We start from the raw sequence: 26,875 nt of genomic DNA on the forward strand, positions 1-26,875 counted from the left end.
GGTACTTTATGATGTCTAAGGTTCAGGATGATTCAACTTCTCCCATCATGCCACAAGTGATAATTTCTGCACAGCAACTTACACAAAAGATAGAATTACCTCATCAAACGCTTACAATTTTTGAAAATCTAAATCTTAATATTTATACAGGTGAACAGGTCGCGATTACTGGACGTTCTGGTTCCGGAAAATCAACTTTATTGGGTATCCTTGCTACTCTCGATCAAGCCAGTGCAGGTCAACTCAGTGTTTGTGGTGAATCAATTGAGCATTTAAATGAAGAACAACGTGCGTTGATTCGACTTCAATATATTGGTTTTGTATTTCAATCTTTCCAGTTACTGCCACATCTTTCTGCCTTAGAAAATGTGATGTTACCATTACGTTTACAGAAGAATTTTAATTATGCACACGCAGAACAAAAATCTTTAAGTTTATTGGCCAAAGTTGGTTTAGAACGACAAAGCCAACAAACCCCGAAAGTATTGTCTGGTGGGGAGCAACAACGGGTTGCCATTGCACGAGCTTTAATTTCTGACCCCAAAATTATTTTTGCTGACGAACCTACAGGCAATTTAGATGAACATACTGCATTTGAAATTGAACAACTCTTATTTGATTTAAATAAAGAACTCGGTACAACTTTAGTGCTTGTCACTCACGATTCGCAATTGGCAGCACAGTGCCAACGTCATTATGAATTAAAAGATGGTCAATTGATTGAACATGCTCAAACGCCTCAATCGAATGAGGTGGTGTAATGTTGACCTTGTTTAAACCCTTATTTAGGCAAAGTTTTGCCAGTTCAGGCATATATTTGCTGATTATTGCATTGAGTTTAGCCATTAGTGCGACTACTGCATTAAAGTTTAGCAATGATCAAGTCAAACAAGCAGTGACCTTACAAGCTGCCAAAATGCAAGCTGCAGATTTACAACTTAGTGATACAGATCCAATTGACCAACAATGGATCAAACAGGCTGATGATTTAAAATTAAAACAGTCCCATGTCACCATTTTTGGTTCAATGGCCTCTACACAGGATCAGTTTGTTATGGTCAATGTGAAAGCCATTGACACAGCATTTCCCTTACGTGGTGAATTAAGGATTGCGCCAAAACAAGCCTTACAAAGTGGCGGGGTTTGGCTAAGCAAACGCGCACAAGAATTATTAAAATTAAACCTAGGCGATAGCGTTCAAATTGCCAATGGTCAGTTTAAAGTTACTGGCATCATTGAACATGATTCAAATCAAGAATTAGGCTTTTCTGCCTTTTCGCCAACCGTGATTATCTCTCAAGCAGATGTTGCAAAAACGGGTGCAATTCAAGTTGGAAGTCGGATTGAATATCGTTTGTTGATGGCAGGGGATGCGGAGTCGATTGCAACATATCAGCAATTTTTTAAGACATTTAAAGCGCAAGAAAAGCAAAATGTGAATCCAAAGATTGCACAAAATTCGGATGCAGATTCAGCTTTAAGTGCATCAAGTGCCAATACATTGACTGAAAACACATTGACTGAAAAGCAGCCAACAACACACTCACAAACAGATCAATCCATACAAGATCAACAAAATGCGGATAATGAATTAGATGCACAAAGTAATTTAAGACTACGTAATGCAGATGAGGGCAATTCACGCTTACTTAAACCAATTGAAAACCTCGATACTTTCTTACAATTGGCCAATATTCTGACGATTCTTTTATGTGGTTTAGCCATCGCTTTAACCAGTCAGCGTTACGTACAGCAGAACCAAGATCATATTGCACTGATGCGTTGTATGGGGGCAACGAAACGGCAGATTTTTCAAACCTATCTCGGGTTGCTGAGTGTTGTTATTTTAATCGCCATTATCATTGGCAGTATTTTAGGACTGATTTTAGGTTATTCGTTGTTGCAATTGATGTTGCAGATGATTCCGAACCTAGAATTGCAATTTTCAATGTTGCAGATACTGGTTGGTCCTTTGCCTATTGCAATTTTTACCAGTGCGATTGTATTGATTGGATTTATTTTACCGAGCTTGTGGCAACTGTTAAATACACCGCCTATTCGGGTGATACGCCAACAAGAAAAGTCGGCACGTTCAATGTTGTGGATGATGGCTACAGGTTTAGTCAGCTTGATTATTTTTAGTTTGGTCTTGACCGAAAATCTGATACTTACTGCGTTGGTAATGGGTGCAGTCATTGTGTTAACAGCTTTGTTATATGCAGTGGTTTGGATGATTTTAAAGACTTTAAAATCAATGAAAAATAGGCTCTCAGCCTATATCCGAACCCCTTCGCAAACCGCTTTACAAATTACCGCTTTGGCATTGGGTTTAAGTCTGATCACGGTACTTGCTGTATTGAGAACTGATTTATTAGAGCGTTGGCAGCAACAATTGCCTGAAGGAACGCCTAACCAGTTTATTTATGGTCTACCACCATTTGAACTGGAGGCTTTTAAACAACAATTGGCACAGCAACACTGGAAAAGCACACCGTTATATCCCAATGTCAAAGGGCGCTTATTGGCAAAAAATGGTCAAGCTTTTCCTGCCCAATTGGTAAAAACCAATAATTCTTTACGTCGTGAGTTAAATCTCACCCAAGCAGATCATTATCCACAAGACAATATTATTGTTGCTGGAGATGCCCAATTAACTCAAATTGGGCAGGTGTCTGTAGAGGCCAAATTGGCTGAAGAATTGGGCATTAAAATTGGCGATCGTTTAACTTTTAGTTTGCCTGAGGGAAATTTGGACGCGCAAGTTGTGAATTTGCGTACCGTGGAATGGCAAAGCTTTAGTCCAAACTTTTTCTTTATTTTTACTCCAAAGACGTTGGATGAAAACGCAGGCAGCTACTTAGGGAGTTTTTATGTGCCACCGAGTGAAAAAATCAAGATGGTCAATCTAATTCAACAATTCTCCAATACGGTCTTTATTGACGTCTCTTTAATTTTTGATGAAATTAAAAACTTGGTTTCTGTGTTGGTTAAAATCATTACAGTTTTGGCGGTGTTGGTGAGTTTATCTGGCTTTTTAGTGTTGATTGCGTGTATCAATTTGCTGATGGATGAACGAAAAAAAGAAGTGGCATTGTTACGTTCTTTTGGTAGTTCAAAGCGTCAGTTAAAAAATATGATGAGTTTTGAAATCGGCTTTATTGGATTATTGGCGGGAGTCGTTTCCTGTTTCTTTGCGGAGGTGATTAGTGCCGTTGCCAGTTATCGTATGGAAATGGTGGTGCAATTACATTGGGAAATTTGGCTGATTTTACCAATTTCGATGGCAGTGTTGTGCGCATTGATTGGGCGTTACCGATTGAGCTATTTATCCGAAATCCCACCATTACAAAGTCTAAGAGAGTTGAATTAAACCGCTTTGTTTAAGTGGTTTTATCTGGCTGTTTAATTTCAGTTGAGTCTTTAAAAGACTGCCCCAGTGAAGACAGTAAATTAAAAAATGGCGACCTATAGGCCGCCATTTTTTATGCTTCTTGAATTGAGTGTACTCTGCAATGTTTTATTACGGCATAGACAAGCTATTTTAGAGATTAAAAGTTTAATTGCTCACGCATTTGTGCAATGGCTTGTTGCCAAAGTGGGCTAAGTGGTCCAACGAGATGCTGGCAATAGAGATAAACCGCATAGGTTGCTGCAATCCCTAAAATCACAATGACAATATTGGCAGCTTTACCCATTTTGGCACGTTGTGTTGCATACCAAGCCAAAGCCATGACCGCACCCATTAACATCCCACCGATATGGGCAGCATTGTTAATTCCAGAGGCTAAAAAGCCAAAAGCTAAGTTGATCGCAAGTACGGTTAAAAGTGATCTTTTATCTAAAATGAATCTTTGATTCGGGGTAGGTGGGAACAACGACAGGAGTGTCAGTGCACCACCAAGTCCCATCACAGCACCCGATGCACCTGCAGATACATGAGGAAAGAGTTTTTGATCAAAATTTTGCAGCAGTTCGTAGCTATTTCGAATATCCAAATAACCACTTAATAAACATCCCATGAGTCCAGCAAGGATATAAAGTCCAAGGAAATAAAACTTTCCTAAAGTTTTTTCAGCAACATCACCAAAAATATACAGTGCCCACATGTTCATCATTAGATGCAGGATACCGAAGTGAAAAAACATACTGCTGAATAAGCGATATGGTTCCTCTAAGAAGGTTAAAGGTGCATAATCAGCACCCCAACGCAACGCGTCCAACGTTGTCGGGTCAGTAATATTGACACCTGATAAGACTTGGATGGCAAATAAACCGACATTGATGACAATCAGCAATAAGGTTATTTTACCAATAGAATTGGGTTGGCTATAAGTTGAAAGATCTTGATATTTAGACATGCTATTGCTTAGCTTTTTATAGATAGATTCAGCTTAACATGAAACGTCAGAATTTTCGGAGTAAGCGGCTGACATGAAAGCTTTTATTGTTCGTGCTTTGTTAATTGTGGTCAGTATTTTGATCATGATTCAGCTATGGATTTTCTCAAGTTTAATTTATTGGCGTACTCATGATGTAGAAACCACCATGTTTATGCGTTGGACATATCTGTCTGATTTTGAGCCGATTCAACATCAATGGCGCGACTATGACAAGATCAGTGATAACTTTAAACATGCAATTGTCGCAGCTGAAGATGCCAAATTTCTCGATCATCATGGTTTCGACTGGGATGGTATTGAAAATGCACTACAACGTAATCTAAAAAAAGACAAAGTAGTCGCTGGTGGTTCAACGATTTCTCAACAATTGGCTAAAAATTTATTCTTCTATAATCGTCGCTCATTTATCCGCAAAGGTCAGGAAGCGATTGCCACCACCATGATGGAGCGGATGTGGACTAAACAGCGCATTTTAGAAGTCTATATGAACTCTGTTGAATTTGGTGATCATATCTATGGTGTTGAAGCTGCATCACAACATTACTTTTCTAAGAGTGCGGCAAGTTTAAGTCGTGAGCAGGCCGCATTTTTAGCGGTGATTTTAACCAATCCGAAGTATTATCAAAAAAATCGTGATGATTCTAAGCTTCAATACCGTAAGCGTTTGGTTTTGAAGTATATGCGTTATACCCGTATTCCAGATTGACACTAAATAAATGAATTTAAAAAAGCACAAATTGATGTGCTTTTTTTATGAAGCGATGCTTTTTTTATGAAATTGTCACAAATTTGAAGCATACTAGAATTAAGACATTTTTTTTGATGCAGGTTTATTGCATGAATACCGCAGTGACGACAACAACGCCTACAGAATATTCTTATAATGAACGATATATAAATCGTGAGCTTTCAATTTTAGATTTCCATTTACGTGTTTTAGAGCAAGCCGTTGATCCTTTACACCCCTTGCTTGAACGTATGAATTTCTTGTTGATCTTTTCTCGTAATATGGATGAATTTTTTGAAATCCGTGTTGCAGGAATGATGGAGCAATTAACTTTAGGGAATGAAAGTCGTTCACCAGATGGTTTGACGCCAAAACAAGTTTTAGATCAAATCTCTAAAACGGCACATGAAGCGATTGAGCGTCAGTACCGTATTCTTAATGAAGAAATTTTTCCTAAGTTACGTGAAGAAGACATTTGTTTTTTACGTCGTGGCGAGTTAACGCCTGCACAATCTGTGTGGATTAAAAAATATTTCCAAGAACAAGTTGCACCAGTACTTACCCCAATTAGCCTTGATCCTGCACATCCATTCCCACGACTGGTCAATAAAAGCTTAAACTTTATTGTGACTCTAGAAGGGAAAGACGCATTTGGTCGACAAATTGATTTAGCAGTTGTACCAGCACCACGTTCGCTTCCTCGTGTAGTGCGTTTACCTGATGAGCTTACAGGCGGTAAAGAACATTTTGTGATGTTGTCTGCGATTATTCATGAGCATGTATCGGATTTGTTCCCTGGGATGACAGCTACAGGTTGTTATCAGTTCCGTGTCACACGTAATGCGGATTTGGCGCTGAATGAAGATGTAGAAGACTTAGCCAAAGCATTGAAAGGCGAATTGAGTTCACGTCGTTTTGGCCGTGCAGTACGTTTAGAAGTGACAGAAAACTGTCCAAAGCATATTTATGAATATTTGCTTGAAGAATTTGATCTAGAACAAGAACAACTTTATAAAGTGGATGGGCCAGTAAATCTGGCACGTCTTGTGTCAAATTTTAAACGTCCACATATGCGTTATGATTCGCATGTACCCGCGATTCCAAAAGTATTGAAAAAGTCTGAAAATATTTTTTCAGCAATGCAAAAACAAGACATTCTCTTACACCATCCATTTGAATCATTTGCACCAGTTATTAACTTGTTGCGTGAAGCTGCACGTGATCCCCAAGTGCTAGCGATCAAACAAACCTTATATCGTAGTGGTGCTGACTCTGAAATTGTTCAGGTACTTGCAGAAGCGGCACGTAATGGTAAAGAAGTCACTGCTGTGATTGAGTTACGGGCGCGTTTTGATGAAGAATCGAATATCGCCGTTGCCAATGTATTACAAGAAGCAGGCGCTGTTGTAGTTTATGGCATCGTGGGCTATAAAACGCATGCCAAAATGATCTTGGTGGTACGCCGTGAAAATAATAAGTTAGTACGTTATGTGCATTTGGGTACGGGTAACTACCATGCAACAAATGCTCGTATCTATACTGATTATGGTTTGCTCACTACAGATAAAGAGCTCTGCGAAGATGTACATCGTATTTTCCAAGAATTGACTGGTATGGGGAAAATGGCAAAGTTGAAAAAACTGTTACATGCGCCGTTTACTCTACATGCTCAGTTAATTGCTTTTATTGATGATGAAATTGCCAATGCCAAAGCGGGCAAGCCTGCACAAATTATTGTTAAAGTTAACGCGTTAACTGAAGTTCAATTGATCAATAAATTATATGAAGCTTCGCAAGCAGGGGTACAAATTGATCTGATTATTCGCTCAATTTGCTGTTTACGTCCTGGGTTACCAAATCTGTCTGAAAATATTCGAGTTCGTTCAATTGTCGGGCGTTTCTTAGAACATACCCGTGTTTATTATTTCGGAAATAATGGCAATCCACGTATTTACTGTTCAAGTGCAGACTGGATGGATCGTAATTTATTTAATCGTGTAGAAGTGTGTTTCCCGATCGAAGATCCAGCATTAAAAAAACGCATTTATCAGCAAGGTTTAGTCAATTACTTAAAAGACAATATCCGCGCTTGGCTGTTGCAAGGCGATGGGACTTGGACTCGTGTGAAACCTAAAGAAGGTGAGGCAATTTACAATGCTCAACAAAATTTGCTTGAGCATTTTGTAAATGGTTAAGCCAAGATAATTTGATTGTCTTAAGCCCGATTAAAATTAATCGGGCTTTTTTGTATCAGTCAATCGGATTTTAATGAAATTGAATGACTTGGTTGCTATAGATTTAAGTTTTTTAAATCAGAAACTAACGCTTCTAATAAAGCATTGAAGTTCTTAAATACTAGGATGATTTAAACTGTTGTGGTTTTAAACTCGATAAAACAGCAGGTAATGCAATTAAATAAATCATCGCGACAACCAACCATATAGCGCCAGTCCATCGTGTTTGGAAATGAAAGTAAAGTGTAGAAAACAACAATGGGGCAATAATCGAGGCCAGACTTATGGTTGATGTGATAACACCTTGAAATTGTCCTTGCTGCGCGGTTGGGATTTTTTGTGAAACAACAGCTTGTAGCGCAGGTGCGCCGATGCTTCCTAGGGCAAAGATCGGCATGATTGCAAAAATGATCCAAGCATTTTGGGTAAAAGCCATGATGATTAATGCCATACATATACATGCCATACCGATCAGCAAAGTATTTCTTTCACCAAAATATCGGACGGCATGTTGCGGTATAAATGACTGAACCAGTACTTGGCATAAACCAAAAGTGCCTAAAGAAAGACCAACCCAAAATGTATTCCATTTAAAGGTATCGTGTCCCCAAAGTGCCCAGCAGACACCATAAGCTTCACCGCAGGCGCTAAACAGAAAAAATATCAGCAAAATCGGCAATATACCTTTTTGAGCAAGGATAAAACCAAAACTTTTCAAGGGATTTATTTTTAAACTCGAACGTTGTGAAATAGAAGCTTGAGGGGGGACTAGGAGTGGATTGTAGCTTCGGGATTCAGGGAGTAGCCAGAATGCGATAAGCAAGTTAACGGTTGTTAAAATTGCCGCAACAAAAAAAGGTAGCCGTAACCAATATCCGCCCAATAATCCACCGAGTATAGGACCGAGAATAAATCCAATACCAAACATGGCGTTCATTAAACCGAAGTATTTTGCTCGATTTTCTTCTGACGTGGTATCAACGATATAGGCTGAAGCCACGGGCATATTGGCACTACTTATTCCAGCAATGATCCGTCCAATGAACAGCAAGATAAGAGAGGGTGAGCAAGCAAGAAACAAATAGTTGATTGCAGAACCCGCAAGTGAAATCAGCAGAACAGGTCTTCGACCGATACGGTCACTCAAAGCACCTAAGATCGGGGAGAAAATAAATTGCATAAGCGCATACAGGCTTAGGAAAACCCCCATTAACAAGGCAACATTATGCTGATGGCTCAGGTCTTTCAGTAGTGAGGGAAGCAGAGGGAATACGATGCCAATGCCAATTGCATCTAAGACAATCGTTGAAAAAATAATATATAAAGGTCGGTTCATACGCGTCCTATCGAAAATTCAGGCACAGAAAACTGTGGAAACCTGTTAACGATGCTTGAAAGATTCAAGCCCTATGGAACGCTGACCAATGCGAAGAATTGGATATGTGTCGACGAGATGGATGCATGCTTTTAAAAAACAAGCTGAGGATAGGTCGATTTTTCGCGATTTTTATCGTAACAATACATACAAAAATAAGCGAGTATTTTGTACTGCTCAAATATTATCATTCTTGATCTAGTAAAAACAAGATCGTTGTAATTTTGCTTATGCTGATGTGATCTATAGTCTTTTTAGACATTTCAATAAAAAAGGAGTCAATCATGACTCCTTTTTAGTATCGGAAAATTAACGTAAATTTGGCGTGATTTTTTGAAGAATTTGTACCAACACATCAAATTCACTTTGTAGCGGTGTACTTTTACGTGTAACTAAAGCCAAAGTGCGTGATGGTGCATTCTCAATAGGTTTAACCACAATCTGATCATTGTTTTTCAGCATATGTGCATGAATTGCAATCTCAGGAAGCAGTGTATAGCCTAAGTTTGAACTGACCATTTCCACTAAAGTTGGCAATGAGCTCGCTTTTAAACGGTGATCATTTTTACGCTCACCGATTGGGCAAACACTTAAGGTATGATCACGTAGGCAATGACCTTCTTCAAGGAGCATGAGATGAGAAAGATCTAAATCATCTAAGCTTCTTGCATTCATCGCATTTTGATCTGCTTTATTGCAGACTAAGAATAAATCTTCTTTCGCAATTTCAGCAACTTTCAAACCACGTGTGTCGAATGGTAAAGCCAGCATGATCACATCTAGATTGCCATGCTCAAGTTTTTCAACAATTTTTTCACTTTGTGCTTCATGCAGATGCAACTGAATTTTTGGAAGTTGTTTATGCACTTCTTCCAAAAGCTGCGACAAAATGAAAGGGGCGATGGTTGGAATAATCCCTAAATGCAAATCACCAGTTAACGGTTCACTCATTTCTCGACTTAACCGCATCAAGTCCTGAGCATCGGCGAGTAGAACACGGGCTCGGGCAACAACTTGCTCACCTAGAGGAGTTAAACGTACGTTTTGGCGATCACGTTCTACGAGTACGCCACCCAATAAACGTTCTAACTCCATGATTCCACCAGATAAAGTAGATTGAGTTACAAACGAACGGCGCGCTGCTTCAGTGAAGTGCAGCGTCTCAGACAGTGTCACTAAATATGACAACTGTCTTAGGGATGGTAATGCAGCCATAGTGTCCTAATGCTTATGATTTAAAATGATGTGCAAATAACCCGCTAAGTTGAGGAACAAAATGCGGTGGGATATCATGCCCCATTCCCTCAATTAATTCAAATTTAGCGCCTGAAATTGCTTTAGCAACTGCCTTACCATGACTTGGAGGTAGTAACCGATCTTTAGAGCCATGTAACACTAAAGTTGGCTTTTTGATCTGCTTATCCAATTTAAGTAAGGAACCTGTACATAATATTGCTAAAAACTGTTGAAGTACACCCGCTGGGTGATAACTACGACGATATAATTTACGTGCAGTTTGAATTGCTTCAACTTGGTTGATATAACCAGGTGAACCAATCATATGAAAAACCTTCAAGGAATGATTCACAATTCCTTCTTCATCACGTGATTCAGGTTTACCAATGAGACTAAAGAGTTGTTTTGGAAATGGTGGAGGTAGCAAAGGTTGATTATTACTGGTAAAGAGTAAGCCGACTTTATCAATTTTCTCAGGATATTTTGCAGCTAAAATTTGAGAAATCATACCACCCATTGAAGCACCCAAAATATGTGGTTTTTCAATGCCTAAACGATCAATCAATAATGCAACATCATCCGCCATATCAAATAAGTTATAAGGCGCGCCGTCATTTGGTAAGCCCAAAGCAAAGCGACCCATCAGCTTATAAGAGTTTAAACGTGGACCTTGGTGGCGAATTTTTGAAGATAAGCCAATATCACGATTATCAAAGCGAATCACATGAAAGCCTTGATCAATCAGTGATTTACAAAAAAAATCAGGCCAAAATAACATTTGCGCACCCAAACCCATAATCAACAGAATGGTCGGGTGTTGTGGATTCCCTCCAGTTTCAACATGAAGTTGAATACCATTACCTAAATCGACTTTGGTTTCATTCATGAACGAGGCATAAGGTGAAACTTGAAATTGAAGTGCGCTATTCATTGTTATTTTCCTAAGCAAGGATATTCTTTGATTAAAAAATATCCTTGCTATTAAAACCTTAAACGGATGCAGGAATCAAGTCTGGAACCAGTTTTGTTAATGTTAAACGCTGTTTTCCAGCAGTTGCACCTAACAATACAAAACCACGTAAGGTACCTTCAGCATCTGTTGCTTTAGATAACATTCCATCTTCAAACTCTTCATTCTCCCATATAACATCTACATCAATTGGAGCAGGAAGTACAGTCAAAGGTGCAGCTGGGGTTTTCACCGCGACTGGCATTGCAGGGTAGTGTACCGTGGTGGTTTGTCCACTCAAGGTTTTGGCTAATGCACGCGCTTGTTGCATGATTGGCATGACAAATGGCAAGAGTGTTCCATTCACTTCGGCACAGTCACCGATGGCAAAAATATCTGCTTGACTGGTTTCGAGCAAGGTATTGGTAATGACACCACGACTGGTGTTGATTTCCGTAGCTTTAGCCAAGGCAATATTAGGTTGTAAGCCAATTGCAGAAAGCACAACATCCGCGAGCAAGGACTGACCACTGGCCAATGAAACGATATAACCACGCTCAGATTTAGAAACTTTTTCTACAGTGGTACCCAAGGCAAATTTAATTCCTGATTGTTCAAGATTGTCTTTAAATGCTTGAGCAACATGATTAGGCAATAAACGCCCTAAAGGTTGTGGTGCTAAGTCGATCACCGTAACCTGATGCCCAGTATTTTGTAAGTCATTGGCAAATTCACAACCAATTAAGCCCGCGCCTAAAATCACCACACGTTTGTTGCCACATTCACCCGTGCTGCAATTGTCTAAAGTTTCACGGAATGCACGATAGTCAATTAGTGAGTTAACCACATGAATATCATCACTCCCATCACCAGCAATCGCTAATCGAATCGGATTTGCGCCCACGGCAAGAATAAGTTTTGAGTAGCCTTGAGTTGAAGATTGTCCATCTTTTTCAAGGGTTAATTCATGTTTCTCTACATCAATATTTTTAACCCATGTCTCTTTTTCAATCCGCATGTTCAGTTGGGTGCTCATCTTTTCAGCATCGCCTAAACCAATTTGTTCAGGTGCTTTTTTCCCAACCAATGCATTAGATAGGGTAGGTTTTGCATAATTCACCGCATCATCTGCGCAAATCATCACCAATTCCTGTTCGGTGTTTAACTTACGAAATTCTCTTGCAAGGGTATAACCCGCCATGCCAGAACCTATGATGATGATCGGTTGCATATCTTTCTCCATACCTGTTTCAAATTTAGAGGTGAATTGAATAATTTTGTATTGTTGAAAATAAATGTAAAAAAGACCATGTAAACATGGTCTTTACGCAATATCTTAGATTTCTACCATTTCAAAGTCTGCTTTAGAAACACCGCAGTCTGGGCATGTCCAGTCATCAGGAATGTCTTCCCACTTGGTACCTGCTGCGATGCCATCTTGTGGCCAACCTTCTGCTTCGTCATAAATCCAACCACAAACGATGCATTGATATTTCTTCATCTGATTCTCCGATATCTGACAGATGCATTGTTTTTTCTGTCAGTAAAATTCCTTCTGCTGCTTGACTCAAATAATATGCAAATAAAATGTGTACATATTCCTCTAAATTCTTACGCAGTTCTATATCTAAAGTAAAGTAAATATCGGAGTTTATCTAACTAATCTCAAAGCTGAATGGCAGCTCAGGACAAAAGCGATGTTTATTATGCCAACTTTGTCAGACAATTTTAATTACAATCCTGTCATAACAAGGGTTGAGCGCTGATATAAAAGTTTAAAAATATTTGAATTTAGACAAAGGTCTAGATGAATATTTTAGGCAAAAATATTAAGCTAAAATTAGCTCATTCTATAGCCATCATTTTGTGTGAAAATGGACTTAATAAATTCAACAGCTTAGCGGACCATAATATTGAATAGGTAGCGAGCTGCTGTCAATTTTGGCTAATAAACGTTAAAATTCACGTATTATTTATCTTTTTTTAAATCTCCCCCATGATGAACATGTCTACTGCTTTGTGGTCAAGTATTCGTACTGTCCAAAACTTCCCAAAACCAGGTATTTGTTTTTATGATTTAACCCCATTGTTTATGAACAATCTTGTGGAGTTAACCGATGCATTGATTGCGAGTATTCCTGTAGAGCAATTGGATGCAGTGGATAGTTTTGTTGCAGTTGAGGCACGAGGTTTTGTTTTAGCCAGCTTATTGGCACAACGTACCGGCAAAGGCTTATTGTTGGTTCGTAAAGCAGGTAAGTTGCCACCTCCAGTGGTTGGTGTGGGCTATAGCTTAGAATATGGTTTAGATCGCTTGGAAATGTCAGCGGATATCGCAGCACAAAAAGTGATTATTGTAGATGATGTCTTGGCTACAGGCGGTACTTTAAAAGCAGTCCATCAATTGATGTATAAATGCCAACATACGGTATTGGGTGCAAGTATTTTTCTTGACCTACCTGATTTACATCAAGATCTTGGTTTAAAGGTTTGGTCAGTGCTCGATGAGCATTCCAAGCCAGTTGGAAAAGCGGTTGCTTAAAGACAAAATAACAATTTAAGTTTTCGGGCTGCATTCTTGTGATTGAATACTTAAATCATTTGTTTGTCTGTCTCGACGTGAAAAAAGCCTTGTAAATACAAGGCTTTTTTAGTTGGAGAGCAACGAACTGTACTTTGATGATTTTATTTCAAGCAATAAAGGTTTGTTCCATATATTCAATTAAATGATTTAAATTTTCAGGTTGGACTAAACGATGGTGTCCACCTTCAACAGCTTCAATCTGCATATATGACTCTAGTTGTTCAAGCACTTTATACATATCTAAAACCTCATCACCCAGTTCCAGATAAGCAATTTGTGGAATGTCATGGTCTAAATCATGTTCATCAATCGCTGCATAGTCTTCACGGAAATCTGGATTTAAGCTTGGATTAGCAAGGATTGCAGGAATTCGATGTTGCTGTGACATTTTTAATGCCCAATACCCACCTAAACTATGACCTACCAGTAAATCAGGTTTAATCTTTTCGATAATATCGTGATAAAAACACTCAACCGTTTTGTAGTTAAGATTACGATAATCCACGTTAATACAATATTTTTTTTCAGCATTTATGGCATGGAATTTTGTCGATTCTTTAGATGAATCTAGTCCATGTAAAAATAAGATTTTAGAATGAATACTCTTCATTGTTATCGTTTTCATATGGTCTTTCTTTATTGAGCAAAGGTAGAAATTGAACAAAGCTAGAAAAAGTTATCAATGGATTTAAAATTTTCCATTTAACTATTTTTATATTCAAATATTCTACTTAGCTGCACTTTTTTAAAAACTTAGATTTTGGTCTAAGAGTGTTGTGTAACAGATCAACATGCTTGTTATTTATTGTTTAACATATTGAATGTTTAGGTTTAAATTTTTTAGGTGATGGATTTTTATTAACAAAAATTAATCATTCTGGGTTTTTATTGTACTAAGCTATAGATTGGATCAATAAAATAAGAGAAAGAAATGATGACTTTAAGCTATGACATTGTCATTCAAGCGAATGCACAAACAGTATGGAATATCCTGTGGGATACCCATACTTATTCCAAATGGACCCAACCGTTTTCGGAAACTTCGCAGATGCAGTCTGACTGGAAAATTGGCGGGGAAACCTTATTTCAGGATGCCAGTGGCAATGGTATGGTCGCCACCATTGTAGAGTTGGAGCAGTTTAAAAAAGTGGTATTTAAACATTTGGGTGTTTTGAAAAATGGTGTTTTAGATTCAACAAGTGCAGATGTTCAAAGTTGGAGTGGCTCTTTAGAAAAATATTTCTTAAATGAACAGGGTGAAACAACCGCATTATCTGCTGAAATAGAAACCTCTGAGGAATATAAGGACATGATGGATCGTGCTTTCCAGCAAGGGTTTGCTATAGTCAAATCATTGGCTGAACAAGACCATTGAGAAACTTAGCACTTTCATTATTGTTTAATGGCATTGAATAATCAGTGGTTGTTCAATAGAAAATGATTTTGCCACACCATTTTCATTACGCGGTTGGAAGCGAATTTTTTCTAGTAAAGGTTGCAGTATCGATTTCATTTGTTCGTGAATTAAAGGGGTGTAACGGATATTTAGGATTTGCCCTTGTGCATCTACCAAAAATTTTGCTGAGAGCGAGATATTACCTTGTTGATCAAATTTAATTTTATTCTGAGAGGGTATCTTACTTTGGTCACAAAAGGGTTCTAAAGCGCTTTGTACTTGTGAAAATTTGGGTTTTATGGCGTATTGGACGCGGGCTGGAAATTTAATAAACAGAATGTACTTTCCATAATAATATTTTATTTTTGCGATGTTTTGTTCATCAACATTGAGGGTTTTATTTTTAAAATCATTACTGACTTGCGGTAATTGATCTAGAGTGAGTTTTTTTGCCAGTTCTAAAGCCCTTAAATTGAGTGCTTTTTGAGTGGGGTGTGGATTCATTAATTTGACTAGGCTTTGTAAACTGGTTCGATTTGGAACGATTTCTAATTGCCAAATATAATCTTGATTATTGAGATTGGTGCTTTCAATTTTTATAGGAAGATCTTTTTGAGTATTGCTCATAACAACGATTTGCTCGGCATCAACCACAGTTGAAAACCACAAAACATTGAAAAGAATGATACTTTGGGCGAATCCTTGCCAGTATTTATTCATGATTTTTAATTTTTACATGGTTCGTAGAGTTATATTCATACGCATTATGTTGTAAATCTGCTATGCTATGCAACTTCCGTTTTTTAATATAATCGAGGCAGAGATGACGCAACATAACGCTCAATCGACTTCTGAACAACACATTTCCGAAAACGATTTAATTGCACAGCGTCATGCCAAGTTAAAGCAAATTCAAGATCACGCCAAGGAAACCGGTGTTAGCCCATGGCCAAACACATTTAAGCGTGAGCATTATGCGCAAGATCTACAAGAACAATTTGCAGATCAATCTAAAGAACAAATTGAAGCAGGCGAGCAAGTTCACGTATCTGTAGCGGGTCGTGTGATGTTGAACCGTGGTTCATTTATCGTGATTCAAGACATGACGGGCCGTATTCAATTGTATGTGCCACGTAAAGAGCTTGCACCTGAAGTTCTAGAAGCTGTGAAAAGTCTAGATCTTGGCGATATTATTGCTGTTCAAGGTTATATCGGTCGTTCTGGCAAAGGTGATTTATATGTTCATATTGAACATTTTGAATTATTGACGAAATCGCTTCGTCCACTTCCAGACAAGTTCCATGGTTTGAACGACACAGAAGTAAAATACCGTAAACGTTATTTAGACTTAATTGTGAATGAAGAAACACGTAAAACTTTTGAAATTCGTGCAAAAGTTGTGTCAGGTATTCGCAACTATCTCATCAATGAACGTTTTATGGAAGTTGAAACTCCGATGATGCATGTGATTCCAGGTGGTGCGTCAGCGCGTCCATTTGAAACACACCATAATGCATTAGATATGCCATTATTCTTGCGTATTGCACCTGAGCTTTACTTAAAACGTTTGGTTGTTGGTGGTTTTGAGCGTGTATTTGAAATTAACCGTAACTTCCGTAACGAAGGTGTTTCAACGCGTCATAACCCAGAATTCACCATGATTGAATTCTATCAAGCTTATGCTGATTACAAAGATCTCATGGCTTTGACAGAGGGGATGCTTGAAAAATTAGCAATCGACATCTTGGGTTCAACAGATGTTCCTTATGGTGAAGAAGTGTATAGCTTCAAAGGTCCATTTAAGAAAATCTCGATGTTTGATGCGATTCTTGAGCATAATCCAAATTTCACTGCTGAAAATGTTTCGGATCGTGAATTCTTGGCAACATTTATTCGTGAAGAGTTAAAAGAGCAAGTTAAACCAGGTTTTGGTTTAGGTCGACTACAAACCATCGTATTTGAAGAAACTGTTGAAACTCAATTACGTCAGCCGACATTTATCACAGAATATCCTGCGGAAACTTCGCCGTTAGCACGGCGAAATGATGATAATCCACATATCACAGACCGCTTCGAATTCTTTATCGGTGGTCGTGAGTTGGCAAATGGTTTCTCGGAATTAAATGATCCAATTGACCAAGCTGAACGCTTCCAAGCGCAAGTTGCTGAAAAAGATGCGGGCGATGATGAAGCAATGCATTTCGATGCTGACTTTATTGAAGCATTAGAATACGGTTTACCTCCTACAGCAGGTGAAGGTATTGGTATCGATCGTTTAGTGATGTTATTTGCCAATGCAGCAAGTATTCGCGATGTGATCTTATTCCCACATATGCGTCATAAAAATTAATTTATGATGTTATAAAAGATGTTGTAAAAAAAGCCACTGAATTCAGTGGCTTTTTTTACTTAGATAATCAGCGCATTTTAGAAATGAAATACGCCTAAACCATTTTTGATTTCGTCTAAAGTATCTTGAGTGATGATACGGCATTTTTCCGTACCAGTTTTTAAGATATCCATGATGTAATCTGGATCTTTTGCTAGTTCCATACGACGTTCACGGATTGGTGTAATCAACTCCTTTAACACACCTTCAAGACGTTTTTTCACAGTACCATCGCCTAAACCACCACGACGATAATGTGCTTTAAGTTCTTCAACTTCTTCTTTATTTGGATCAAAAGCATCTAAATAAGTAAAGACAATATTTCCTTCAACCTGACCTGGATCTTCAATACGCAGATGGTTTGGATCGGTATACATTGCATTGACTGCTTTTTTGATGTCTTTATCTGTTGCATCTAACACGATGGTATTGCCCAATGATTTCGACATTTTGGCTTTACCATCAAAGCCAGGTAAACGGCTCATATTGGATAAAAGCGCTTTACACTCAGGTAAAACTTCTTGTCCAATTTGACGGTTTAAACGACGAACAATTTCATTGGTCTGTTCGATCATTGGAATTTGGTCTTCACCAACTGGCACGACAGTGGCTTTAAATGCAGTAATATCGGCAGCTTGTGCAACAGGGTAGCAAAGAAAACCTGCTGGAATATCACGCTCAAAACCACGTAATTGAATTTCAGCTTTGATGGTTGGGTTACGTTCTAAACGAGAAACCGTCACAAAGTTTAAATACAACATGGTGAGTTCATTCAACGCGGGTAAGCAAGATTGAACACAGATTGTGGTTTTTGTTGGGTCAATGCCGACTGCTAAATAGTCTGTTGCTACTTCAAGAATATTACGACGAACTTTTTCAAAGTTATCCGCATTATCTGTTAAAGCCTGAGCATCTGCGAGAAGGAGGTGTTGATGATGAGAATCTTGTAAGCCTACTCGTGAGCGCAAAGAACCTACAAAATGTCCCAAATGTAGTTGTCCAGTAGGACGGTCGCCTGTCAAAATCACAGGACGATTATCTTGATTCGTCATTATCGCTTCCAAAGTCTTTGTATAGACAGTCGTGTTTTATGAATGGGCACTATTGTACGAGATAATTTATTTTAATGTCAGCGAAAAATGGTGTAGAACCAATTTTTATCAATAAATGTGAAAATCTACAAAATTTTATATAGAAAAATGAATTTTCACTTTAAAATGACAGGATAACTAAAATTTTGGATAAAAAATGGCAAGTAGTCTATTAATATTATTAGATGATATCGCAGCAGTGCTCGATGATGTTGCCGTCATGAGTAAAATGGCGGCTAAAAAAACTGCGGGTGTTTTAGGTGATGATTTAGCACTGAACGCACAACAAGTGAGTGGTGTAAGAGCAGAGCGTGAGCTTCCTGTGGTATGGGGTGTCGCGAAGGGCTCATTTATCAATAAATTAATTTTAGTGCCTTTGGCTTTGCTGATCAGTGTGGTTGCACCATGGTTGATTAACCCATTGTTGATGATTGGCGGTCTGTTTCTTTGCTATGAAGGTGTTGAAAAAGTTCTACATAGTTTGCAGCATAAAAAAGCCAAAACCGGTGAAGCTGCACAAGAGGAACTTGAACAAATCGAAACTGATTTAGCCACATTTGAAAAAGATAAAATTAAAGGCGCGATACGCACAGACTTTATTCTCTCTGCTGAAATTGTGGTGATTTCTTTAGGGACTGTTGCGGCTGCAACTTTTGGTACCAAAGTGATGGTGCTATCTGTCATCGCAATTTTAATGACCGTCGGTGTCTATGGCTTTGTCGCCATGATTGTAAAGATTGATGATTTAGGTTTGTACTTAACCCAACAAACATCAAATGTTAAACAAAGCATTGGCCGTGGTTTACTGGTATTTGCACCAAAGTTAATGAAAACATTAACGATTGTTGGAACCATTGCAATGTTCCTTGTCGGTGGGGGGATCATCACCCATGCTGTTTCAACTTTGCATCATTGGTCAGAAGAAGCCGTTGATCATATTCAACATATTCCAACCGTTGGTAGTGTTATTGGTGCATTAACACCAACGTTAATCAATTTACTGATTGGTATCGTCGCAGGCTTAGCCGTGGTATTGGTTGTTGGACTTATTCAAAAAGTTCGTAGTAAATCAACAACAGCCTAAATGCAAAGCACATCCTAAACGATAGCCAATTTAAAATAAAAAGGACCGATCTATGCGTTGGAAAGGACGTAGAGAAAGTGATAATGTCGAAGATCGCCGTGGCGGTGGGGGCGTAAAAGCAGGTGGGATTAGTATCCTGGGCTTAATCGTCGCTTTTGTTGCATGGAAGTTCTTTGGTGTTGACCCACAGCAAGCCTATCAAGCGACCAAACAGGTGACCTCGGCGGGGGCAAGTCAAAATTCTGCAGCCACAAATTTAACCCCTGAACAGCAAGAAACGGCATCTTTTGTTAAAACTGTTTTGGCAGATACCGAAGATACTTGGAAACCGATTTTCCAACAACAAGGTGTACAGTACGTTTCACCTAAGCTGGTGATGTTCAGTGGTGCGATACGATCAGGCTGTGGTACTGCTGAATCTGCAATGGGGCCATTTTATTGCCCAGCAGATCAAAAAGTGTATATCGATACCCAATTCTTTAAAGATATGCGCCAACAGATGGGCATCTCTGGGGAAAAAAATCAATCTGAGCTTTCAGCTAAAGATGAAGCGGGTGATTTTGCACAAGCTTATGTGATTGCGCATGAAGTTGGGCATCATGTACAGAATTTATTGGGAATATCGTCTCAGGTTCAACAAGCACGCCAGCGTGCCAGTGAAACTCAGGGCAATCAACTTTCAGTACGTTTAGAATTACAAGCGGACTGTTTAGCTGGGGTTTGGGCCAATCGTACACAACAACGCACGCAGTTTTTAGAACAGGGTGATATTGAAGAGGCGATGGATGCTGCTGAAAAAATTGGTGATGACTACTTGCAGAAAAAAGCACGTGGTTATGCGGTACCAGACAGCTTTACGCATGGCACCAGTCAGCAACGTATGCAATGGTTTAACATCGGTATGAACTCTGGTGATATCAATACATGTGATACCTTTAAATAGACAGCTATAGATTGTTGGGTTAAAGAAGAGAACATCATGTTCTCTTTTTTTCTCAATCAATTTTTTTTTAAGCGCTTTTTATGTTAAAAAATATAACCAGTAATCATCATATTTCAGTTTTTTTTGTACAATTATCTAGATTGTTAAATGGTCTCTTATTTTATATTTTATAAAAAAATGATTGAGTGTTTGATGTGCATTTAAATTAAAAATCTAAAACAGGTTTCGGATGGGTAACTATTTCTTTCTTCAGGTCTTTACAGTCATTTTTGCGCTTTCTATCGCGACTACAATTTTTAATAAGCGAATATTAGGTTTCCCTCAAGCCATTGGTGTTCCCATTGTTTCTGCAATTTTTGTCTTTATTTTGCAATGGGGTGCCAGCTTACTCAATGGCAATCAATTTATCTCGATTAATATTCATAATATTGAAGAAGCTGTACGGCATGTCGATTTTTATGATTTTTTAGTCAATGGTGTTATTTGCTTCATTTTGACCTCTTCAGCACTTAAATTTAAGGTTTCAGATTTAAAAGTTTATTGGAAGCCGATCAGTATCTTGGCAACAATTGCCTTACTGCTCTGTGCTGTATTTTTTGCAGGATTGGTGTTTGGTTTCCAATTCTTGATTGGCAATCCCGTTCCAATTTTAGTTTTGTTGTTACTGGGTTCTGCCTTAGGTGCGACAGATCCGATTGGGATCAAAGGTGTCCTCAGTTCAGTACGTGCGCCGCATCATCTGATTGTTAAGTTGGAAGGTGAGTCCTTATTTAACGATGCAATGTGTATCGCAGTTTTCATGACTTTATTAAATGTCCTTGAAGGAGAGCATTTTAGTTTAGCTGCAACACTACAAACTTTCTTATATGAAATTGTGGTTGCGGTGATTATTGGTTGGGCTTTTGGTCTGGGAATCTTGCGTTTATTACGTGGTAAACATGAGATGGAGTCTTTGATTCTTACCACTGCATTATTGGCATGTGGTTCTTATCTGGTTGCATTATTTGCCCATGCATCCGCTCCGATTGCCTGTGTGATCGGTGGTTTAATTGTCGGTAATAAATGGAAAGAAATTTTACAGGATCGTGAAATTCGTGAGGTCAATCATTTTTGGCATACGGTAGAAGGGATTATTAACTCTTTTCTCTTTACCTTGATTGGTCTAGAAATCTTTATTTTAGATTTAAGCACAAGTCTGATTCTTGGTGGTATTTTTGCTTTCTTTGCCTTGCATCTCTCTCGTTTTGCCGCAAATTATTTAGCTTTTGCATTTTTCCCATCATTCCGCAAAAAAAGCTATAACGGTAGTCTGGCTATTCTTTCTTGGGGAGGGGTTCGTGGGGGAATTTCACTTGCATTGATCCTTGCTGTGGCAAACGTCCCTGAGTTACGTGACTACAGTAGTATTCTAATTGGTTATACCTTTATCAGCGTATTACTTTCAGGTGTCGTCTGTGGTTTGGGTTTACCTGCAGTCATGAATGCCTTTTATTACAATCCAAATGAAGAAACCCAAGGTTTCAAAGGTTGGTATCAGCGCATGTGCAATAAAATGAACCGTAAAGGCATCAAATATATTGTGGGTGAAGATAACGAAGGGCATGAAACCATCACCATTTATAACCCAGAAGCGTTGGTTGACAAGAAAGCTGCAGATGGTGTGGCCTCCGTACATCATCCTGAAAAAGCGCAAGAAATGAAGCGATTGGAAAATCCTGGTAACTTCTAAATGCAGCGCATTAAGTCAGATGAATAGTTAAGGTGTAAAATTGAGAGGCTAAAACTTCAATATTCTTAGACGTCTATCGCAATAAAAAAGCCAGTAACAATACTGGCTTTTTTATTGGAGCTGTTATTTTGCGTTTTTGCCTAAGAAATCGAGGTAAGGTTTAATCAAAAGTTGCTCTTGTTCTAAAATCGGTAAATGTCCGACTCCTTTTAGAATGATTGGCTCTTGTGCATTTTTCAATAAGCCTTTGAGTTCAGCCGCAGCTTCAACATTGATAATTTGATCTTTATCTCCCCATGCAATCAATACCGGCTGGTCAATAGAACGTGCTGCAATGGCAAAAGAATCTGGGGTAAATAATTTAGACATGACAATCAGTTGCTCAACCAATTTGGTGGTGTTTGCCGATTGGCTAATCATCAATTTCTCTTGAGCATCTTTTAATTCTTTAGGAATAAAAGGCGGTAGACTGGTTGCAATTTTCATTAAACGATCAAAATCGCCAGGTTTGCTGACAATCATATTACGTAAAGTTGTTGGATCTTTTAAATAAGGAGTATTGGCAGATTTAAATACACCTGCACTATCAATTAAAAATAAAGATTTGGTATCAACAGGGTATTGTGCTGCGTAAAGTAAGGAAATCGAGCCACCCATCGAGTGACCAGCGACATTTAAGCCATTGTCTACTTTAATGGCTTCAGCAAAACGACGTAATTTTTCAGTGAGATTGGGCAATGAATAATCAAAATCGTTAGGAACTTTACTGTCACCTTGACCAGGAAGATCAGGAATAATCACATGGTAATAAGGCGTTAAGTAACGTGCCACACGATTCCAGTTGTCACGACTTCCAGCTAGGCCATGAACGAGCATAATGGTAGGTTTGCCAGCTGGTCCGCCTTCACTATAAGCCCAATCAATATCACCGACTTTTACACGTTTGGTTTCCATGCCCGCCCATGCCCGTTCTTGTTGAAGCACACTTTGAATGTCAATCGCTGGAGCAGCATAGCTTGTGGTCGATAAGCCTACTGTTACCACAGAACCTATTGCCAATGCCGTCGATAAAATCAGTTTGTTGAAGATTCCTTTCATCTTTGAATACTCTTGTTGTTGTATTTGAGGTACGATTTAAGATTAGATTATGTACAGTCAAATTACATTTGCCTAAAATGTTTAAAGCCTATTTTCAAAGTCAATTTAACCCCGTTTGCCAAGATGCTTATGAATATTATTTTTTATTATTTGATTGATCTAAAAAATGTCAAATCATGAACTCGCTCAGATGATTTTAAATGTCATCATACAAATTCCCCAAGGTAAAGTTGCCAGTTATGGTCAAGTTGCCAAATATGCAGGCTTACCCAAACATGCACGGTTGGTTGGGCGTGTATTAGGACAGTTACCTGAAGATCATGATATCCCTTGGTATCGAGTGGTTAATTCACAAGGGCGAATCAGCTTAAAAAAGCTGGATGAGAAGGGAATGTGTATTCAGACTGCAAAGTTATTGGCTGAGGATGTTGTGGTTATTGATGGCAAAATAAATCTAAAAAAATATCAATGGACACCCTAATTCCTCACTATAAAGATAGTGAGGAATGTTTAAAACAAAAGGTGAAAGTTATTTAATTACTAAAACAGGGATTTGTAATTCAGTTAATAAGCTTTGCGCTACGCTGCCCATAATAATTTTTTTCAGTCCGGTACGACCATGTGAACTGAGAATGACCAAATCAATTTTTAAATCCTGCACAGCTTGATTTAAAGTATGTGCAATATTTTCGCCTTCGAGTAAACGTGTTTCAACTTGCACGCCTTCTGCGGCAAATTGATCTTTTGCCACATTGATATTGGATTGAATAAATTCACGAGCACGCTCAATCAGCATATTGCTTTGACCATGCGCCAAATATTCTGATGCAATATAAGGGTCTAAAGTCATCACCTGTACAACCGTGATTTTACTGTTAAATGCTTTGGCAAATTCAACCGCATGTTTCACAACAGATAATGAGGTTTCTGAACCATCAACAGGAACGAGGATATTTTGATAAGCCATGTCTATTTTCCTTATTTTACCAAAAAGCTGAGTTGAATATTTATTACAATTCTAAGTTTATAGAATCATCATAACGTGAATATGAGATGAATAAAACCGAGTAAATGTGTAGGGATAATTCATATAAATATCATAAATTTAATTAAAAGCATTGGCATCAAGTTACATCGTTTTGCTGCTTGTAAATGCAGCTGAATAAAAAGATAAATCAATCAATAAAATAAAGATCGAGATGCAATCAAGCATGATCAAAATAAAGCTTTAAATTGTTTAAACAAAAGACATACACAATTGAGAAAATATAGAGACTGAATGAAACAATTGGCAAATCGTAAATCCAGTTCTTCATTTAAAATATTTTTAAATATAAATACTGAAAATAATAGGACATTGCAATTTAAACCATGGATTAAAAGGAAAAGAAAATGGAATATCAAACAATTATCGTCGAAGAAAAAAATGCAGTTGGATATTTGAGCTTAAATCGGCCTGAACAATTCAATAGCTTTACACCGCAAATGTGCCTTGAAATTGCAGAGGTCTTAACACAATGGAAAGATGATACCGAAATCCGCATTATTGTGATTGCTGCGATTGGAAAAGCATTTTGTGCAGGTCAGACGATAAACCCAGACTTATTTGATGGCGATGCTATAGACTTGGGTTTGGTCTTGGAAAAATACTTTAATCCCTTATTAGCGCTCATCAATACACTACCAAAAGTGATTATCTGTGCTGTAAATGGCGTTGCGGCTGGTGCGGGAGCGAGCTTAGTATTGTTATGTGATATCGTGATTGCGGCAAAGTCTGCAAGCTTTTCACAAATTTTTAGCAAAATTGGCTTAATTCCAGACTGTGGTGCAACTTGGTTATTGCCGCGTATGATCGGCTTTGCCAAAGCCAAAGCGTTGATGCTGACTGCCGAAAAAATCAGTGCAGATGAAGCGGAACGATTGGGAATGATTTATAAAGTGGTAGAAGATGATCAGTTACAGATAGAGGTTGTTACTTTAGCCGAGTATTTGGCAACCCAAGCCAGCCTGAGTTTTGCCTTGATTAAACAAGCGATGCGGGTCAGCATGCAAAATGATTTTACTAGCCAAGTTAAAGTTGAGCAGGATTTGCAAAGACAGGCAGGGCAGTCAGCAGATTTTTTAGAAGGTGTTCGCGCTTTTTTAATGAAAGATAAGCCAAATTTTAAAGGACGATAAATAACGATTTAAGTTGGGAAGCTTTTCAACCTGAAACATCAAAGCTAGTAGAAAAGTCTCATAATAATGTAATGCTATTTGCGCGAGAATAGTATGCTCGAGGTTATTAGAACAAGAAATAAAAATTACACATAACATAATTTGATTATGTATTGCATAAATTTAAGCTTTCTTGTAGGATAAATTTAGAGTTAAGCGTCAGTGTAAATGCAGCTTAAGGTTAGCGCTTTACATGGACTAAATTATGGAAAGGAAGAGTTCAAATCAGGATATTTTGTTGATTGACCTAAATACCTGTGATCTTTTCTCGGCATTAAAAAACGGATGAATTTATTCAAATAAGGGAAACTAGATGGATATTTTAGATAACCCATTAGAACTATGTGGCTTTGCATTTATTGAGTTTGTTTCGACGGAAAATGGATTAGATCAAATCTTTGAAGCAATTGGTTTTGCTAAAGTCGCAAAGCATAAATCAAAAAAAGTTTATTTATGGCGTCAGGGTAATATTAATATTATCTTGAATTATCAACCTGAATCTTATGCATCATTCTTCTTTAAAGAACATGGCCCATCAGCATGTGCAATGGGTTTTAGAACGCGTGATGCAGCTAAAGCTTTTAAAAATGCAATTGAACTTGGCGCAGAGCCAATGTATTCGCAAGCAGGACCAATGGAATTAAATATCCCAGCGATTAAAGGAATAGGCGGTATGCCAATTTTCTTGGTCGATCGTGATATTTATGAAAATGATTTTGTATTCTTTGATGACGAAAATCGAAATCCACGTGGAGCTGGTTTAAATGAAATTGATCATTTAACCCATAATGTCTATAAAGGACGCATGGATTATTGGGCAAATTTCTATGAAAAAATCTTTAACTTCCAAGAAATTCGCTATTTCGATATCAAAGGTGAATATACGGGTTTAACTTCTAAGGCGCTGACTGCACCTGATGGGATGATTCGTATTCCTTTGAATGAAGACTCAGACAAAGGCAATGGACAAATCGCCGAGTTTTTGGCTGACTTTAACGGAGAAGGCATTCAACATATTGCTTTTATTACCGATGACTTAATTTCAACATGGGATAAGTTAAAAGGTTTAGGGCTGAAGTTTATGACGGCACCTCCTGAAACTTATTATGAAATGTTAAAAGATCGTCTGCCTGATCATGGTGAGCCGACAGAAGAGTTGCAAAAGCGCGGTATTCTGTTAGATGGCAATACCAAAGACGGTCAGAAGAAACTGTTATTACAGATTTTCTCTGAAAATATGCTTGGACCTGTATTCTTTGAATTTATTCAACGTAAAGACGACGATGGTTTTGGTGAGGGTAACTTTAAGGCATTGTTTGAATCAATCGAACGTGACCAAATCCGCCGTGGTGTATTAGAAGCCAAATAACAAAATCGTACTCAATACAAAAAGCCAAGAATTTAATTCTTGGCTTTTTTGCGA

Annotated in this window: 24 protein-coding genes; 13 read left to right on the forward strand and 11 right to left on the reverse strand. The window is 38.2% G+C overall.

All coding sequences use genetic code 11. From position 1 onward, the window contains the following. Window positions 1-11: 11 nt before the first annotated feature. Window positions 12-761, forward strand: a complete 750-nt coding sequence (locus CQZ96_RS19330) for an ABC transporter ATP-binding protein (RefSeq protein ID WP_035372018.1) — start codon at window positions 12-14, stop codon at window positions 759-761. Then, entirely contained in the window at window positions 761-3,370 is a 2,610-nt protein-coding gene (locus tag CQZ96_RS19335; RefSeq protein WP_105713566.1) for an ABC transporter permease, read from the forward strand. Before CQZ96_RS19330 ends, CQZ96_RS19335 begins: the two co-directional genes overlap by 1 nt. 178 nt (window positions 3,371-3,548) lie before the next feature. Here the strand turns inward: CQZ96_RS19335 and CQZ96_RS19340 are convergent, their stop codons facing one another. After that, the gene (locus CQZ96_RS19340; protein WP_105713567.1) at window positions 3,549-4,358 is read right to left on the reverse strand and encodes a rhomboid family intramembrane serine protease; all 810 of its coding nucleotides are present in this window, start codon (window positions 4,356-4,358) and stop codon (window positions 3,549-3,551) included. Window positions 4,359-4,431: 73 nt separating this feature from the next. Between CQZ96_RS19340 and mtgA the strand changes: the two genes are divergently transcribed. Together mtgA and ppk1 are read left to right on the forward strand one after the other, a co-directional pair. Continuing rightward, a complete protein-coding gene (gene mtgA / locus CQZ96_RS19345; protein WP_004717400.1) occupies window positions 4,432-5,106 on the forward strand; it encodes a monofunctional biosynthetic peptidoglycan transglycosylase in 675 nt (224 codons plus the stop codon). A 131-nt stretch (window positions 5,107-5,237) separates the two neighbouring features. Next, entirely contained in the window at window positions 5,238-7,322 is a 2,085-nt protein-coding gene (gene ppk1, locus CQZ96_RS19350) for a polyphosphate kinase 1 (protein ID WP_056518076.1), read from the forward strand. A 160-nt stretch (window positions 7,323-7,482) separates the two neighbouring features. Here ppk1 and CQZ96_RS19355 read toward each other — a convergent pair whose 3' ends face one another. The 5 genes from CQZ96_RS19355 to rubA form a co-directional block, all read right to left on the reverse strand. Continuing rightward, complete coding sequence (locus CQZ96_RS19355) at window positions 7,483-8,697, reverse strand: TCR/Tet family MFS transporter (RefSeq protein WP_105713568.1); 1,215 nt, start codon at window positions 8,695-8,697, stop codon at window positions 7,483-7,485. 348 nt (window positions 8,698-9,045) lie between these two features. Next, the gene (gene oxyR, locus CQZ96_RS19360; protein ID WP_004717396.1) at window positions 9,046-9,951 is read right to left on the reverse strand and encodes a LysR family transcriptional regulator OxyR; all 906 of its coding nucleotides are present in this window, start codon (window positions 9,949-9,951) and stop codon (window positions 9,046-9,048) included. Between the two features lie 13 nt (window positions 9,952-9,964). After that, complete coding sequence (estB, locus tag CQZ96_RS19365; RefSeq protein WP_004823254.1) at window positions 9,965-10,903, reverse strand: esterase EstB; 939 nt, start codon at window positions 10,901-10,903, stop codon at window positions 9,965-9,967. A 58-nt stretch (window positions 10,904-10,961) separates the two neighbouring features. After that, window positions 10,962-12,152 (reverse strand): NAD(P)/FAD-dependent oxidoreductase, encoded by a 1,191-nt coding sequence (locus CQZ96_RS19370; RefSeq protein ID WP_105713569.1) that lies wholly within the window; start codon window positions 12,150-12,152, stop codon window positions 10,962-10,964. Between the two features lie 105 nt (window positions 12,153-12,257). After that, window positions 12,258-12,422 (reverse strand): rubredoxin RubA, encoded by a 165-nt coding sequence (gene rubA / locus CQZ96_RS19375; protein ID WP_004678010.1) that lies wholly within the window; start codon window positions 12,420-12,422, stop codon window positions 12,258-12,260. A gap of 495 nt (window positions 12,423-12,917) precedes the next feature. Between rubA and CQZ96_RS19380 the strand changes: the two genes are divergently transcribed. Then, window positions 12,918-13,463, forward strand: coding sequence for an adenine phosphoribosyltransferase (locus CQZ96_RS19380; RefSeq protein WP_105713570.1), 546 nt, complete (start codon window positions 12,918-12,920; stop codon window positions 13,461-13,463). Window positions 13,464-13,611: 148 nt separating this feature from the next. Here the strand turns inward: CQZ96_RS19380 and CQZ96_RS19385 are convergent, their stop codons facing one another. Further along, window positions 13,612-14,115 (reverse strand): YqiA/YcfP family alpha/beta fold hydrolase, encoded by a 504-nt coding sequence (locus CQZ96_RS19385; RefSeq protein WP_004717385.1) that lies wholly within the window; start codon window positions 14,113-14,115, stop codon window positions 13,612-13,614. A 321-nt stretch (window positions 14,116-14,436) separates the two neighbouring features. Here CQZ96_RS19385 and CQZ96_RS19390 point away from each other — a divergent pair, with 321 nt between their 5' ends. After that, on the forward strand, window positions 14,437-14,880 hold the full coding sequence (locus CQZ96_RS19390; RefSeq protein ID WP_105713571.1) for an SRPBCC family protein: 444 nt from the start codon (window positions 14,437-14,439) through the stop codon (window positions 14,878-14,880). Window positions 14,881-14,904: 24 nt separating this feature from the next. Here CQZ96_RS19390 and CQZ96_RS19395 read toward each other — a convergent pair whose 3' ends face one another. Then, on the reverse strand, window positions 14,905-15,621 hold the full coding sequence (locus tag CQZ96_RS19395) for a hypothetical protein (protein WP_105713572.1): 717 nt from the start codon (window positions 15,619-15,621) through the stop codon (window positions 14,905-14,907). Window positions 15,622-15,724: 103 nt separating this feature from the next. Between CQZ96_RS19395 and lysS the strand changes: the two genes are divergently transcribed. Continuing rightward, entirely contained in the window at window positions 15,725-17,251 is a 1,527-nt protein-coding gene (gene lysS / locus CQZ96_RS19400) for a lysine--tRNA ligase (RefSeq protein ID WP_096734824.1), read from the forward strand. A gap of 77 nt (window positions 17,252-17,328) precedes the next feature. Here lysS and trpS read toward each other — a convergent pair whose 3' ends face one another. Continuing rightward, window positions 17,329-18,342: a tryptophan--tRNA ligase gene (trpS, locus tag CQZ96_RS19405; RefSeq protein ID WP_004717376.1), complete on the reverse strand. Its 1,014-nt coding sequence runs from the start codon at window positions 18,340-18,342 to the stop codon at window positions 17,329-17,331. A gap of 196 nt (window positions 18,343-18,538) precedes the next feature. On the opposite strand from trpS, the gene CQZ96_RS19410 reads away from it, so the two are divergent. From CQZ96_RS19410 to CQZ96_RS19420, 3 genes are all read left to right on the forward strand, one after another. Then, entirely contained in the window at window positions 18,539-19,465 is a 927-nt protein-coding gene (locus CQZ96_RS19410) for a DUF808 domain-containing protein (protein ID WP_105713573.1), read from the forward strand. Window positions 19,466-19,517: 52 nt separating this feature from the next. Next, a complete protein-coding gene (locus tag CQZ96_RS19415; RefSeq protein WP_004717372.1) occupies window positions 19,518-20,408 on the forward strand; it encodes a neutral zinc metallopeptidase in 891 nt (296 codons plus the stop codon). 229 nt (window positions 20,409-20,637) lie between these two features. Continuing rightward, window positions 20,638-22,137 carry a cation:proton antiporter gene (locus tag CQZ96_RS19420; RefSeq protein ID WP_004717371.1) on the forward strand — a complete coding sequence of 500 codons (1,500 nt, stop codon included), beginning with the start codon at window positions 20,638-20,640 and terminating at the stop codon, window positions 22,135-22,137. Between the two features lie 123 nt (window positions 22,138-22,260). Here the strand turns inward: CQZ96_RS19420 and CQZ96_RS19425 are convergent, their stop codons facing one another. Next, window positions 22,261-23,235, reverse strand: coding sequence for an alpha/beta fold hydrolase (locus CQZ96_RS19425; protein ID WP_004717368.1), 975 nt, complete (start codon window positions 23,233-23,235; stop codon window positions 22,261-22,263). Between the two features lie 166 nt (window positions 23,236-23,401). Between CQZ96_RS19425 and CQZ96_RS19430 the strand changes: the two genes are divergently transcribed. Further along, complete coding sequence (locus tag CQZ96_RS19430) at window positions 23,402-23,716, forward strand: MGMT family protein (protein ID WP_004717366.1); 315 nt, start codon at window positions 23,402-23,404, stop codon at window positions 23,714-23,716. A 48-nt stretch (window positions 23,717-23,764) separates the two neighbouring features. On the opposite strand, the gene CQZ96_RS19435 is transcribed toward CQZ96_RS19430, so the two are convergent. Beyond that, the gene (locus CQZ96_RS19435) at window positions 23,765-24,202 is read right to left on the reverse strand and encodes a universal stress protein (protein WP_004717364.1); all 438 of its coding nucleotides are present in this window, start codon (window positions 24,200-24,202) and stop codon (window positions 23,765-23,767) included. 425 nt (window positions 24,203-24,627) lie between these two features. Here CQZ96_RS19435 and CQZ96_RS19440 point away from each other — a divergent pair, with 425 nt between their 5' ends. Together CQZ96_RS19440 and hppD are read left to right on the forward strand one after the other, a co-directional pair. Further along, window positions 24,628-25,413 carry an enoyl-CoA hydratase-related protein gene (locus tag CQZ96_RS19440; protein WP_105713574.1) on the forward strand — a complete coding sequence of 262 codons (786 nt, stop codon included), beginning with the start codon at window positions 24,628-24,630 and terminating at the stop codon, window positions 25,411-25,413. A gap of 352 nt (window positions 25,414-25,765) precedes the next feature. Continuing rightward, window positions 25,766-26,821: a 4-hydroxyphenylpyruvate dioxygenase gene (hppD, locus tag CQZ96_RS19445; RefSeq protein ID WP_004717360.1), complete on the forward strand. Its 1,056-nt coding sequence runs from the start codon at window positions 25,766-25,768 to the stop codon at window positions 26,819-26,821. Window positions 26,822-26,875: the final 54 nt, after the last annotated feature.

The organism is Acinetobacter sp. MYb10 (genome assembly GCF_002980175.2).
Taxonomy (GTDB): Bacteria; Pseudomonadota; Gammaproteobacteria; order Pseudomonadales; family Moraxellaceae; genus Acinetobacter; species Acinetobacter guillouiae.